Annotated in this window: 12 protein-coding genes; all 12 read left to right on the top strand. The window is 60.1% G+C overall.

Annotated features, from left to right (window positions below):
• Window positions 1–626: 626 nt before the first annotated feature.
• The 12 genes from LHW45_02255 to LHW45_02200 all read left to right on the top strand — a co-directional run bounded on the left by LHW45_02255 (window position 627) and on the right by LHW45_02200 (window position 14,504).
• Window positions 627–1,094: a hypothetical protein gene (locus LHW45_02255; GenBank protein ID MCB5284399.1), complete on the top strand. Its 468-nt coding sequence runs from the start codon at window positions 627–629 to the stop codon at window positions 1,092–1,094.
• Window positions 1,095–1,281: 187 nt separating this feature from the next.
• The gene (locus tag LHW45_02250; GenBank protein MCB5284398.1) at window positions 1,282–2,619 is read left to right on the top strand and encodes a type II secretion system F family protein; all 1,338 of its coding nucleotides are present in this window, start codon (window positions 1,282–1,284) and stop codon (window positions 2,617–2,619) included.
• Window positions 2,620–2,627: 8 nt separating this feature from the next.
• A complete protein-coding gene (locus LHW45_02245) occupies window positions 2,628–4,406 on the top strand; it encodes a GspE/PulE family protein (protein ID MCB5284397.1) in 1,779 nt (592 codons plus the stop codon).
• Entirely contained in the window at window positions 4,407–4,841 is a 435-nt protein-coding gene (locus tag LHW45_02240) for a hypothetical protein (protein MCB5284396.1), read from the top strand.
• Complete coding sequence (locus tag LHW45_02235; GenBank protein MCB5284395.1) at window positions 4,838–5,449, top strand: hypothetical protein; 612 nt, start codon at window positions 4,838–4,840, stop codon at window positions 5,447–5,449. The genes LHW45_02240 and LHW45_02235 overlap by 4 nt, the downstream gene beginning before the upstream one ends.
• Window positions 5,450–5,452: 3 nt before the next feature.
• Window positions 5,453–6,730 carry a LamG domain-containing protein gene (locus LHW45_02230; protein MCB5284394.1) on the top strand — a complete coding sequence of 426 codons (1,278 nt, stop codon included), beginning with the start codon at window positions 5,453–5,455 and terminating at the stop codon, window positions 6,728–6,730.
• Window positions 6,731–6,770: 40 nt separating this feature from the next.
• Window positions 6,771–7,607: a response regulator gene (locus LHW45_02225; GenBank protein MCB5284393.1), complete on the top strand. Its 837-nt coding sequence runs from the start codon at window positions 6,771–6,773 to the stop codon at window positions 7,605–7,607.
• Complete coding sequence (gene tadA, locus LHW45_02220; protein ID MCB5284392.1) at window positions 7,604–8,812, top strand: Flp pilus assembly complex ATPase component TadA; 1,209 nt, start codon at window positions 7,604–7,606, stop codon at window positions 8,810–8,812. Before LHW45_02225 ends, tadA begins: the two co-directional genes overlap by 4 nt.
• A gap of 37 nt (window positions 8,813–8,849) precedes the next feature.
• Entirely contained in the window at window positions 8,850–11,024 is a 2,175-nt protein-coding gene (locus LHW45_02215; GenBank protein ID MCB5284391.1) for a hypothetical protein, read from the top strand.
• Complete coding sequence (locus LHW45_02210; protein MCB5284390.1) at window positions 11,021–11,878, top strand: hypothetical protein; 858 nt, start codon at window positions 11,021–11,023, stop codon at window positions 11,876–11,878. The genes LHW45_02215 and LHW45_02210 overlap by 4 nt, the downstream gene beginning before the upstream one ends.
• A gap of 8 nt (window positions 11,879–11,886) precedes the next feature.
• Window positions 11,887–13,050, top strand: a complete 1,164-nt coding sequence (locus LHW45_02205) for a type II and III secretion system protein (GenBank protein MCB5284389.1) — start codon at window positions 11,887–11,889, stop codon at window positions 13,048–13,050.
• A gap of 251 nt (window positions 13,051–13,301) precedes the next feature.
• Complete coding sequence (locus tag LHW45_02200) at window positions 13,302–14,504, top strand: acetate kinase (protein MCB5284388.1); 1,203 nt, start codon at window positions 13,302–13,304, stop codon at window positions 14,502–14,504.
• Window positions 14,505–14,519: the final 15 nt, after the last annotated feature.

Genomic DNA, 14,519 nt, shown 5'->3' with positions numbered 1-14,519 from the left:
GTGGGATGATGACTGGATTCCGGGGCCCCTTCCCCGGAATGACAGGGCGGGGGTAGAGGGATGATGACTGGATTCCGGGGCCCCTTCCCCGGAATGACAGAGCGGGGGTAGAGGGATGATGACTGGATTCCGGGGCCCCTTCCCCGGAATGACAGGGCGGGGGTAGAGGGATGATGACTGGATTCCGGGGCCCCTTCCCCGGAATGACAGGGCGGGGGTAGTGGGATGGTGTCTGGATTCCGGGGCCCCTTCCCCGGAATGACAGGTCGGGCGGAGGGAGGAGTTTTTTTTGGGGTGGGCCGGGGAAGAATTACGCAGATTCATAAGCAGCCGTGATACAGGCAATTAAGCATGGTTATTGCACCCAACACGGGAGCTATTTTTGGCATCTGGCTGTCCCGCAAAAGTTAAGAGTTTTGGAAGAAGCGCATTATTTTCTTGACAGAATGGCGGGAGCGATATTCAGGTATCCGGGTAGGGCATTTGGACCAGCGCATAGAGGTGCCAAGGTTCGCCAAGAGCAAGTAACAACCCCGCTTACCCTAAAAATCCTGAAAAATTTCCCAGCTATCGGGAAAAAATAAAACCAAGTCGCCCACAGGGCGCAAAAAAAAGGAGAAAAAAACATGGGAACCCAACAACTTCTTCTCATCGTACTCGGTGTGATCATCGTCGGCGTCGCCATCGCCGTGGGGATCACGATCTTCAACAACCAGGCCTTTAACAACAGCCGCCAGGCCGTGGCCACGGAACTCAGCACCTACGGGACCAGCGCCATGCAGTGGTGGAAGACCCCCACCGCCCAAGGCGGAGCGGGAAGAGATTTCGTTGCAGCTTCAGCTGTTGCTGATATTGCCAGTTATGTTGGCTTTACTGAAACAGATGAAACCCTTGGAACCGAAACCGGAAACTTCAAACTGATGTCCGCGGCCGATGCCAATACCGTAGTTATGCAGGGTATAGGCTTGGAAAACAGAGGAGCTGATTATCCCTGGGTGCAAGCCACCGTTGATCTGGTTACTGGCGAAATCACAACTGAGACTGGCGTAACAACTGGTGCGACAGCGTGGGTCACTGAAGAAACAGGCTCATAACTTGTAGTATTGTATCAACTATATCTATCAACACTCAGGAATGGCTTACTGGCCATTCCTGGGTCTTTTGGAAAAGCAGAATAAGTATATACTTTTTTCGGATATAACTGGCGGAAAGCCGCCACTTTTCCGGCATCGGGGACATCGGGGTCCCCGCAACTGTTTTAGAGGATAGAGGCCGTGGCGAATGATCTATGAATACCGCTTCCGGGGCACGAACAAAGAGGGCAAGCCGGTAACCGGCACTTTCACCGCCTCCGGTGGCAGGGAAGCGAAGCGGCATTTGGCGGAGCTGCGGCAGCGTTACCAGATCACGATCTCCAGGCTGGAGCAGAAGCGGGACTGGCTGTACAAGGTGAGGATGGCGGGGCGGGCGCCCTTCAGCGGGCGGCAATCGGCCTACAACAAAGAGGACGTGGCCGAGGGGTTGCGGCGCCTGGGCTACGAGAATTTCAAGATCGGCAGGGTCTGGTTCGACCTTCCGGGCAAGCCTTCCATCGCGGACATCCTGATGTTCATCCGCCTGAGCGCGAACATGCTGCGGGACAAGATGAACTTCGGCAAGATCCTGGAGCTGCTGGCCGAGGAGCAGAGCAACCGCAAGATGAAGGAGACGCTGTATCAGATCGAGACGCAGCTGAAGGCGGGGGCCGAGGGCAAGGAAGTTTTCCAGAGTTTTTCCAACGTGTTCGGGCGGTTTCCGGCCTTCATGCTGGGCCTGGCCACCAGATCCGGCAACATGGCGGACATTTTCGACTCCACGGCCGAATTCATCGAGCGCGACGTGGAGATCAGCAAAACCGTGCGCAAGGCGCTGCTTTCCCCCCTGATCACCATCCTGGCCACGCTGGCGGCCTTCGGCTACTATGTGCTGGAGATCTTTCCCGCCACCGCCACCCTGTTCCAGAAATACGACATGGAGACCCCCACGCTCACCAAGGCCACGCTGGATTTCAGCAACTGGCTGGGCGAGGTGTGGTGGATCCTGGGGTTGGCGACGCTGGGGGTGATCCTGATCCTGTGGCGCTGGTGGAGCACGCCCAAAGGGCGCATCTGGCGGGACCGGAACCTGGTGAAGATCCCCATCCTGGGTCCGCTGATCCACAAGATGAGCGTGGAGATCTACTTCCGGGTGTTCGGCACCATCTACAGCGGGGCGGGCGACAACATCGAAACCATCCGGATGGCGGCGGAAGCCTGCCGCAACGGCTGGATGGAAGACCAGATCAAGCGGATCACGATACCGCTGATGCTGCGGGAAGGCGAGGCCTTCGTTCCGGCGATGGAGGCGGCGGGGGTTTTTCCCCGCACCACCCTCACCCGGCTGAAAACGGGGCAGGAGACGGGCAACCTGCTTTCGGCGGCGCAGCAGATCGCCAGCTTTTACAAGGCGGAAACCACCTACCGGATGGCCAACACGATCGAGCTGGTGCAAACCATCGTGTGGCTGTTCGTGGGCGTGATGATCACGTTCCTGACGCTGGTTTCGGCTGAGGTGGCGAACATATCGCCGCCCACCTATTAAGGACATACATGGCAAAACACATAAATTTCGCGCGCTATCTGGTGGAACAAAGCGGCTTTCCCCACGAGATCGTGGACAAGGCGCTGCGCCGGATGGAAGAATTTGGCACGCTTACCCCGGGCGCGCTGGCGGGGATATTGGAATCCGATTTCCTGATCCCGCACGACCGGGTTTATTCCAGCCTGGCCTGTTACTATTCCTTCGACGAACTGGAAGTGGATCCGGAGAGCCTGAGCGAAAAGGTGCTCAAGGCGAACCGGGAGATCCTGGCCAAATTTCCCGAAGAGCTGAAGAAAAAGCTGCTCTACCACCGCATCCTGCCCTTCACCACGGGCAACGGGGTGCACCGCGACGGCCTGAAGGTTCTGGCCTCGGACCCCACCAACAAGCTGATCCAGGAGATCCCGCAGAAAACGCCCTACAAGCGGATAGACGTTTACTGGTGCCGTTTGGGCGTGATCGAGGAACTCACCGAGAAGATCGCCCCGCACAAGAACGAATTTCTGCAGATGCTCACGGAGAGCGGGGAAGTTTTCATCGGCAGCGACGACAGCCAGCCGGAACTGAGCGAACAGGCGCTGGACGAGGAGATCAACCGCAGCCTGCTGGTGAACCTCTTTGAAGGCGCGCTGATCGACGCCGTGCGCAGCGACGCCAGCGACCTGCACATCATCCCGGCGGACAAACGGAGCGTGGACATCTATTTCCGCATCGACGGCAAGCTGCAGCTGTGGCTGCGGCAGGAAAACACGCCGCCGGAAGCCCTGGCCGCCGTGGTGAAGGACCGCTCCATCGGGGTGGACCGCTTCGAGCGCGACACCGCCCAGGACGGCTACGCGCAAAGGCTGATCGACGAACACCTGATCCGCTTCCGGGTGTCCATCCTGCCTTTGGTTTCGGCCGAATATGAGCGGCGCTTCGAAAGCATCACCATCCGCGTGGTGGACGACCGCAAGGTGATCAAGGACTTCCGCAAGCTGGGCTTCCAGCAGCAGGCCGGGGAGGAACTGATCAAGGCCATCACCTCGCCCAAGGGGATAGTGGTGCTCACGGGGCCCACCGGCAGCGGCAAAAGCACCACGCTGATGGCGGCGCTGCACCACGTGCTGAAGCCCTCGATCAAAGTGCTCACCTGCGAAGACCCGGTGGAGTATGTGATCCGGGGCGCGAGGCAACTGAAGATCAGCCACAAGATGGATTTCGAGCAAGCCCTGCGCAGCATCCTGCGGCACGACCCGGACGTGGTGATGGTGGGCGAGATCCGCGACAGGGTGACGGCCGACATCGCCGTGAAGCTGGCCAACACCGGGCACCTTACCCTGACAACTTTGCACACCAACGACGCCCCCAGCGCCATCACCCGGCTCTACAAGATGGGCATCGAACCCTTTCTGCTGGCCTATTCCATCAACATCATCATCGCCCAGCGCCTGGTGCGCAAGCTCTGCGTCCACTGCCGCAAACCGCTGGGGCAGGAACACTGGGAGGCCGCCCTCAAACTGGGGCTCAGCCGCGAGGAACTGGCCAGCGGGAGCGTCTTCGAGCCCGTGGGCTGTTCCAAATGCCATCAGGGCTATTCCGGCCGGATCAACATCGCCGAAGCGCTGTATTTCTATCCCGAGATCCGCAACGAGATCGTGGTCTCCGGCCACGAGATCGACGAGGAACGCATCCGCAGCCTGGCGGAAAAACACGGGATGCTCTCCATGCGGCAAAGCGGCATCGACCGCATCCGCGAAGGATTGACGGACATCACGGAAGTGCTGTTCGCCACCGCGGAGGATTAGATGAACTTCCTGGAAATGTTCATCACGGTGATGGCGGTGATCCTCTTCGCCACCACCGCGATCGTGCATCACCAGGCCATGGCCACGGCCGCCGACCAGGTGACCAACGCCTCCCACACCGTGCAGTCCATGCAGCTGGCGCAGGAAGTTCTGGACGAGATCGACGCCAGGCTGTTCGCCCCGCAGACCACCAACCTGAAATATTCCCAGATCATCATCCAGTATGGCGGCACCCAGCGTGAATACGCCCTTGCCCATTACGGCGCGCAGTTTCACCTGGACATCAACGCCGAGCCCTGCGACCAATTCGGCAGCACCACCGCGCAGTACGAGCCCAACGTCCTGGTGACGGTGCTGGTGACCGGTCCGGCGGGGCAGCGGCATCCCATTAGGCTCAGCCGCATCTACGTGCCGTTCTCGGTGGAGGGGCTGTGAGCGTGATCCTGGACGTGCTGGGGGCCGTGATCTTGGGCGGCCTGGTGCTGATCATGCTGATCACCTTCCAGTATCAGATCACGGAAACCGCGGAGCGAAACATGTACGCGGCCAGCATGGCTGACCACATGGAGCAAGCCAGCACCCGGCTGAACCATGTCATCGGCCTGGCCGGGCTGGGCATCGAAGACCCGAAACTGGCTGTGGTGAGGGCGGACAGCGACGCCTTTGTTTTTCGCAGCTACTGGGATTACAACAACAACGCGATCGGCCCAACCTCGGGTGAGCCAAACTTCGTGTCGATCTCGCTGAGGGAATCCAACGGAGCCCTGGGCAAAGCCATCGAGATCCGCCAGGGCACGGACGCCAACATCGAGGACGACCCCGTGCTGGAAAACATGGGCTACATCTTCTGGGTGGACGATCTGGGCTTCAGATATTTCAACATCGACAACAATCCCAGCACCGAAACGACCGCCATCCGGGCCGCGGAACTGCGGATGACCTTCCGGCGGCCGGGTCCCCTGATGGATTCCCGTCCCCTAACCAACAGGCTGCAGCTGAAGTGTTTTCTGATGAACACCTATCTGCAGGAAGGAACGAACTGAGCCATGGGAAGAGCAATGCTGATCCTGGTGATCCTGCTGAGCACCGTCTTCGCGGGGATCGCCCTGCGCATGCAGACCAAAATGCTGAAGCTACCGGAGGTGCTGCGGGACGACCAGATAAAGCGGGAAACGGAAAACGTGAGCGACTACGCCCTGCGCTATGCCACTGCCTTCGCCATCCCCAACATCAAGGACTGGGTGAAAAAGGAATACCAATCCGTGGTGGTGACCTTCAACGGGACCAACACCGTGAACGGAAACCAGATCACCCAACCCCTGTTCCCGGTGGGAAACGCCATGATCAACCGGATCGAGTTTCACCATATCGGCGGTACCTTCACCGGAAACAACAAGGAGATCCGCTTTCAGGCCGTGACCAACGTTTCCGGCTCTCTGCAAAGCAAGGACATCATCTATCCCGCCGAGCTGGCCTTCAACTACTTCAAAGTGGAGACCCCTGACTGCTTTTATTACGAAATGAACCAGGCCCAGTTTCCCGGCCAGGCGAACATGAAAGACACCTCCGGCCACAACAACGACGCTTACGATTTCAACGGCCTGCATACTTTCCCCACCCCCGGGGACGGGGTGGCGGGCTGGAAATGCGGCTTCTGGCATGATGATTTCAACGACGCGGCCTACGCGCCCAACGACGATCTGAACCACTCGATGGAGGTGGATTCCACCTTCACCCTGGTCTGCTTCGCCAAGCTGGATAGAGACCTCAAATACAGGTCAGCCGCCCTGGTCTGGCTGCCGTCGGTTCAACCCCAGTCGTACCCTGGTGCCGCGCCCACCGCGGCCATCTGGTACAATGCCTGGACCGGCAGGCTGCATTTCAGCGTGGGTCTGGCCAACGGAGCCCCCACCAACTGGCTGGAAGTGCGCTTTCCCTTCAAGGACAAATTGGTGGCCAACTCCACCGGCAGTTCCGGACAGGGCTACCGCAATTATCCCTGGGAGTTTTTTGCCCTGACCTTCAACAAAGGGGCGCTGAAGGCCTATTACAACGGCATCCCCGTTTCCTCCACCTACGGCAATCCGGTTACGGGCTCGGGCGAATTGGCGTCCCTGAGCCCGCACGGGGTGAGCATCGGCTCCCGGATCACCAGGGTGAACGGAAACCCCTCGAACAAATTCGAGAACAGCGAGTTTGACATGTGTTTCAATGGCGTGCTGGACCAAGTGGGCCTTTTCAGCCGGGCGCTGAATGACGATGAGATCTGGGATTTCTACACCGGCACCATGGTTCCGGCAAAGGTTGACTATATCAGGGATTGAACGGCAAATACGGCAAAATGGATTGGATCAGGGAGTGAATATGCCCGGAAAAGTACTGCTGCTGGACGAGGACAAACAGGTTCAGGCGAATGTGGGCGAATGGCTAAAGCAGCGCGGCTTCGAGGCCAGCGTGGCGAACAACTGCGGGGAGGCGGAACAGCTGGCCCGGCAGGAGAGGTTCGGGCTGGTGATCGTGGACATGCGGTGGCCCTGTCTGGACGGCGTGCAGACGCTGACCCGGCTGCGGCAGCTGCTGCCCGACGCGGACCTGGTGGCCGTGAGCGAATTCGCGGACCGGGAGCTGGAAGAGGCGGCCACGCGCAACGGGGCCGGCTGGTTTCTCACCAAGCCCCTGAATCTGGATGAGTTGGAGGCGGTGCTGGCTTCCCCCGGCCAGGGTGAGGTCCGCCCTGAAAGCGGCTTCCTGCCCGGCAACCAGATCGCGCAGACCTTGCTGAGGGGCTTCAATCCCGACGAACAGTGGGATTTCCGCATGACCGGCAGCCTCAGGAACTGGCAGGCGGGTCAGCTGATTCCCCTGAACGAGGAGGCCAGTTCGCTGGTCTGGATCGAACAGGGCGGGGCCGGGGCCTTTGTGAACGGCGTTCCGGTGGACAGCCTGGCGGCGGGCGATTTCTGGGGCGAGGAGAGCTTTGTGAATCCCAGCGCGCCCACGGTCCAGCTGCTGGCCAGGGAAGACTGCCAGGTGAGGCATTTCAGCCGCAGGCGCCTGCTGGATTTCTTCGCCTATCACGACGAGACCCTCACCAAGCGCTACATGATCAACCTGATCATCTGCCTGCAGCTGAAGTGGAAGCGCAACCTGCTGCGGCTGAGCAAAAGCGCCGCTTTGGCAAGCGAGCAGGAACAGCCGTGAGCCTGAGTTTCAAGCGGCAGCTGAGTGAGCGGATCGACCCCAGCCTCGAGGGGATCGAGCTCTGCCTCAGCGTGGACGCCCTGCTGGAGCAAAACGGGGCCTGGTGCAAGGAAGCACGGGAAGTATTGCAGGAATGGATGCTGGACACCCACGCACGCGAGGCCTCCGACCTGGATTTCGGGGCGCCCGGCGCCGCCGACCAGATCTGGATGAGGATCACCGGCATCAAAAAACCCATCCCCTCCCTCGGCGAATTCAGCCGCCTGGAAACCACCGCCATCATCAGCAGCTGGCTGAGCCCGATGCAGAAACAGAAGCTCTTCGACAACCTGGTGCTGGATTTCTCGGCCACCATCCCCAACGGCGAGGGAAATCTGCGCTACCGCGGCACCTGTTATCTGGACAGGGGCCACCTCTGCGCGAACTTCCGCCGCATCAACGACTTTGTGTTCAGCATGGAACAGCTGCGCATGCCCGCCCCCATCGTGGAAAGAATGAACCTCCGCTCCGAAAAGACGGGGCTCATCCTGATCACCGGCATCACCGGCAGCGGCAAGAGCACCACCCTGGACGCCATCATCGACATGAACAACCGCGACAACCACGGCCACATCGTGATCATCGCCAACCCCATCGAATACGTGCACGAATCCCGGCTTTGCCTGGTGCGCCACCGCGAAGTGGGGATGGACGTGCTTTCCTTTTCCCACGGGGCGATCGAGGCCCTGCGCCAGGACCCGGACATCATCATGGTGGGCGAAATGCGCGACCCCAACACCATCTCCACCGTGCTGGAGATCACCGACAGCGGCCACAAGGCCTTCACCACCCTGCACACCAGCTCCGCCATCGACAGCATCCACCGCATCGTGGCGGAATTTCCGCCCGAGGAACAGGAACGCATCCGCAACCGCCTGGCCGACGTGCTCAGCGTGATCATTTCCCAAAAACTGATCCCCACCCTGGACGGCAAACTGGTGATGACCCGCGAGATCCTCTCCGTGGACGCCAGCGTGCAGGCGGCCATCCGCAACAAGAACATCGGCGAGATCTACCAGATGATGGTGGAAGGCCGGCGCTACGGAATGTGCACTTTGGAACAGGACTTGCACGAACTTCTCAAACGGGGCGTGATCAGCTCCAGGACGGCCATGAGCTTTGCCAACAACAAGAAACGCATGCATCAGTTGATCTCGATGTCCTGAGCGTTTTGCCACCACTTTACAGAGGATCGATCAGTAAATGAGAAAACACCCCAAAATGGCCTTCGGGATCTCGGAGGACGGGCAGTCGCTGCGGCTGGCCTGCCTGGAACGGGATTCCTACCTTGTCCGCCTCACCCGGCTCGACCTGGCAGAGCTGGACAAACCCCTGTACCGCGCGCAGGAACAACTTGTGGACTTCGGCGGCCAAAACTGGGAGGAGGATGCCTCCAGCGGGGAGATCCGGATCGACGATCTATCCCCGGGCGGCGCCGGCTCCAACACGGCGCAGCTGGACCGCCTCTTCGGCGGAGCAAGGCTGCAGAGGGGCGTGATCGCCCTGAACGTGAACGAGGAAAACCTGGTGCGGGGCATCGGCGTCCCGGAGACCAAGAGCGATGAAAGGGCCTTCCTGAGGGCCAACCTTGAGCCCCGCCAGCTGAAACGGGGCGACTGGCAGACCTCGCGCTTCACCATCAACGCCGAAAACCAGCTGCTGCTGCACAAGGGCGCCAACCAGCTGCTGGATTCCCTGGTGGGCTACGCCAACCGGCACCGGAAAAGGTATTATTTCCAGCTGGCGGATTCCAACGACATCATTCTGGCCGACCACTACCGGGTGAACAACCTGGGCGACGCCCAGAGGGCGCTGCTGATCCACCTGGGCCGCGACTACCGCAGGGCCTTCCTTTTCGACAACAGCCAACTGGTGGACATCTATCCGCTGAACATCACCCAGGAATTGCCGGAACCGGAGATGATCTATTCCCGCGTCTCCTTCGCGCTGGACAATTCCCAGCAGCCGGAGCCGGAAAAGTTCGTCATCTGCGGCGACCTGGCCTCGGAAGAGGTGGTGGCTTATTTCAACTTCCGCCAGCCGGACTCGGCCGAGTTGCTGGGCTTTCCGCTGCTCTCGGTGGACAGCCTCGATCCGGAGCTGGCCACGCCGGTCCATCTGGCCCGGTTCGCCCTGCCCATCGCGCTGGCGCAAAAAGCTTTGTTCCCGGAGGAAACGCGCTACACCCCCAGCAATTTCCTCCCTGGCCGTCTCCTCGAGGCCCAGAAACCTTTCAAGATCTCGTGGCACGGCTTCCTGATCATGTTCGCCATCTTCGCGGTGGCCCTCTTCGGCACCGTCACCTACCTGGACGGGCAGAAGAAATTCGAAGCCACCCACAGGCTGCAGCGGGAGCTGGACCACGAGCTGGCCGTGCTGAAGCTGGAAACGGCCGAGATCGCCCAAATGCAGGAGGAGATGCGGCATTTCAGCAAGAACATGGAGGCCATCAGGATGGTGCTGAAAGGCAAGAACGCCTGGTCGGCGGTGCTGGACACCCTCGACCGCCTCTTCCAGTCTCGCCCCATCAGCTGGCTTACCAATTTCAAGCGCGACGGCACCCGCCTGCAGATCAGCGGAGTGACCACCAACCGCAACAATGTGATCATCTTTGCCGACGCCCTGCCCCAAAGCCGCATCCAGAAAGTTACTTCGAACCTGGTGCGTGGCACCACGCTCTGGAACTTCGAGATCTCCTCGGACTTTCCGGAAGTGGATTGGGTGGGCCAGATCGAGGCCGAAATGGCCGCCGCCCTCGCCCTGACCAAGCAGGAGCAGGAACTGGCCCGCCAGCAGGAGGAGGCATTCGCCGCCAGCCAGGCCAAGCCGGAGCAGGCAAGCGCTTCGCCGCCGGCAGCCCCGGCCGCGCCACTCCAGCCAGCCAAGGCCACCCCACCCGCCCCGGCCAAGGCCGCGCCACCCGTTTCGGGCCAAGCCCTGAAGCCCATCAGCTCGCGCTACATGCCGCCGCTCTCGGAAGCGCAAAACAGCGCCGGAGGCCAGGCCGCCACAGATTACAACGCCTTCATCCGGGCTTTGAACACAGGCGACCATGAGGCCACCCTCAGCCTGGGCAACGCCTTTCTTCGCCAGCACCGGGGCCATGTGCTGGAACCCATGGCCCGCTGGCATCTGGCCAACCGGCTCTACCGGGCGGGCGAATACACGCAGGCCATTGCCGTGATCGACCCGCTGGTGCACAAATACGACGCCCACTATCCCTACGCCCTGCTCCTCACCGCCAGGATCGACCAGGCCCGGGGCAACAAGCGCTATCTGAGGCTGTACCCCAGGATCCTGGCCACCTTCCCCGACCATCCCATCCGCCCGCTGGTGGAGGAGGACATGGCCAGCCTCGGTTTGGGAGGCGAACAATGAGCAACAGCACCCGCAACACCCTCGTCCTGGCCGTGATCCTGATCCTGGTGAGCGCTCTGGTTACCTGGCAACTTGCCGCCCTGAACAAGAAAACCGAAGCTGCCCGGGACCACAACCGCCTCGCCCAGGCCTCGATCGATTCCCTGGAACTGCAGCTGGCCACCATCGACTCCCTGCGCCTGGAGTATGAGCTCCAGCAAGCCATGATGGGCCAGCAGAGCAAGCTGATCCTGGGCGAAGATTCGCCTTCCATCACCTACGGCTATCTGCTGGACATCATGCAGTGGATGAAGACCAACGTCAATTTCGACTTCGCCGTGGCCGACGCCAAGGAAGGCCAGGCCACCTACAACGAATACATCCTCAGCGGAAAAACGCGCTACGCCAACCTTCTGAACCTGGCCAACCAGATCGAGAAACAGCGTCTGGTGATGACCGTGGAAGACTTTTCCATCGGCTCCGAAGGCACCGCCCAAGCCGACACAGTTTCCTTTTCCATGGTGCTGCGCACCCATTTCATCACCGGAGGTCCGGACGCCACCGAGATCGGCATGAAAGCCGTGGATCCCGCCTACACCGCCTATCCGCTCTTCATGCCCCGCATCTCCGAGGAAATGCTGCCCTGGGATGTCGATCCCGCCCTCCTCAACGTCGAGGACGCCAAACTGATCGGCATTTCCCGCGGCATGGCCTTCTTCCGCGATGCCCAGGGTATCATCCGCATCCTTTCCAAAGGCAGCCGCGTGGCTTACGGATATCTCTACAAGGTGGACGAATCCGTGGGCAAGGTGGTGTTCAAGCTGGCCAAATACGGTCTGGAAGAAGATTACAACATGTTAATAGACAGTGAGTGAGGTTTACCTTGAAATACAGCTTAAGCTTAATCCTGCTGCTTGCCCTGTGCCTGCTCCCGCTGGCGGCCCAAACCCCCAAAGCGCCCGAAGAAGGCTTGGTGACCATCAACGCTGGCACCAACCTCAACGAGGCGGTGCGGATCCTGGAACTTTCCAGCCAGAAATTCGAGAATAAAAAGATGTTCAACCAAAGCAGCTACGGCGGCCCCATCGGCGTACCCGTGAACCGCCTGCCCTGGCGCCAGGCCGTGGAACTGATCGCCCTCAAAAACGGGCTAACTGTGGCGGACCAGCCTGGCTTCATCGCCTTTGCCGATACGCCTGCGGCCACCGCGGATCAAGCGCCCAGCGTCTCTGAGATCCAGGCGGACGCCCAGGCCAAACAAGTGCGCATCAACGCCGTCGCCCTGCTGGCCGACCGCGCCTTCCTGCAATCCCTGGGCGTGGACTGGTCCACCCTCCTGAACGGCAGGGTGACCCTCAACGCCGATTTCTCCGGGGCCGGACAGGTGCCTGGGAGCATCTTTGGGCTGGGACTTGGCGGGGTTTTCAACCTCGGCGGATTTCAGATCGATCTGAACACCCTGCTCAACACCATCGAATCGAACCAGAAAGGCAGCGTGATCGCCAAACCGAACATCATGGTCACCTCCGGAAAAAAAGGCTTCATCCAGGTGGGACAGGACATCTCCGTAAAAACAGTGGATGAGGCCGGCAACACCACCGACCGCTTTTTCGCCACCGGCGTGATCCTGAACGTGGAGCCCACCATCGTGGAGGTGGAAGGCACCGAGGTGATCCACATGAAGGTGAGCATCGAACGCAGCAGTGGCACCCCCGGAAATATCAGCACCATCATCAACAAAAGCCTTTCCCAAACCGAACTGGTGCTCTACGACGGGGAGGAAGCCGTGATCGGCGGACTCTACGACACCGACACCATCCGCGTCCGCGCCGGCATCCCGATCCTCAAGGACCTGCCCTGGTGGGTGTTGGGAATACGTTATCTCACAGGCTATTACAAGACCGAGATCAAGGAGCGCGAACTGGTGATCATCCTCAAGGCCGGGATCGAGGAAAACGCTTTCCAGAGGGCGGCCAGGGCTGTCCACAATCCTCCCGCCAGCAAACTTCCGGAAGGGGCCGGCGGCTGGGAAGGGAGCGTGGAATAGGCCTGCCCAGCCAATTTTACTGACCGGGGCTTTTCCGCCCCGGTTTTTAGTTCAAACCGCTCATAGCCCCAGCCTATTCACCCCCTGGCAACTTCCCGCACACTTCCCGTAGGCCGGGCGGGAACTCTGGGGGAAGTATGCGGGAGGCGGATGGGCTGGGGCTAAGGGCCGGACAAAGGGAAAAAGCCAAATCAGTTGACAATTTTGCCCCTCCACGCCGCCTTGCACAAAAAACACGATATGAGGAACAAATGAAGATCTTAGTGCTCAATTGCGGCAGTTCATCCATCAAATACCAGTTCATCGACATCGAATCCCGCCACGTGCTGGCGGACGGCATCGCGGAAAAGATCGGGGAAGACATCGCCCTCTTCACCTACAAAAGCGAGAAATTCACCAAGAAAAAACGGGAAATGGTGATCGAGAACCACGAACAGGGGCTGCAGCTGATCATCGATTCGCTTTTGGACAGCGTGAACGGCGTGATCGGCGACAAGAGCGAGATCGACGCTGTGGGCCACCGTCTGGTGCACGCCGGGGAGCACTATTCGGACGCGGTGGTGGTCACCGACCACGTGGTGGAGGTGATGCGGGAATGCATCTCGCTGGCGCCGCTGCACAACCCCGCCAACCTCAAGGGGATCGCGGCTGTGAAGGCCAACATGCCCTCCGTGCCGCAGTGCGGGGTGTTCGACACCGCCTTCCACCAAACCATGCCCGCCCACGCCTATCTCTATCCGCTGCCGCTGGACTTTTACAAGGTCCACAAGATCCGCCGCTACGGCTTCCACGGCACTTCCCACAAGTATGTGAGCCTGCGCGCGGCCGAGTTTTTGAACCAGAACATCGCGGACCTGAAGATCATCACCTGCCACCTGGGCAACGGCGCCTCCATCACCGCCATCGACGGCGGCAAAAGCGTGGACACCTCGATGGGCCTCACCCCGCTGGAAGGCCTGATGATGGGCACCCGCTGTGGCGACATCGACCCCGCCCTGCCCGTCCACATGCAGCAGAACCTGGGCCTGGGCGTGGATGAGGTGAACAGCATCCTGAACAAGAAAAGCGGCATGCTGGGGCTTTCCCAGATCTCCAACGACATGCGGGAGATCGAGGACCAGGTATTGCTCCACAACAACCCTGCCGCCATTCAGGCGTTGGACGTATATTGCTACCGCATAAAGAAATACATCGGTTCTTACTTCGCCGCCATGAACGGCTTGGACCTGCTGGTCTTCACCGGCGGGGTGGGCGAAAACATGCCCATCATGCGAGAACAGGTCTGCCGGGATATGGAAGCATTGGGCATCAGGCTGGATCACGAGACCAACGCCAAATTCACTTCCGAGATAGAACTGCTCAGCACTCCGGATTCCCGGGTGACGGTGCTGAAGGTGCCCACCAACGAAGAACTGATGATAGCCCTGGAAACCCAACGCCTTTTAACTCATTAACCAGCTAATCAATAT

The sequence above is a fragment of the Candidatus Cloacimonadota bacterium genome (genome assembly GCA_020532085.1).
Taxonomy (GTDB): Bacteria; Cloacimonadota; Cloacimonadia; order Cloacimonadales; family Cloacimonadaceae; genus Syntrophosphaera.
The sequence above is the reverse complement of the archived record's forward strand: the minus strand, read 5'-3'. Positions and strand labels throughout refer to the sequence as shown.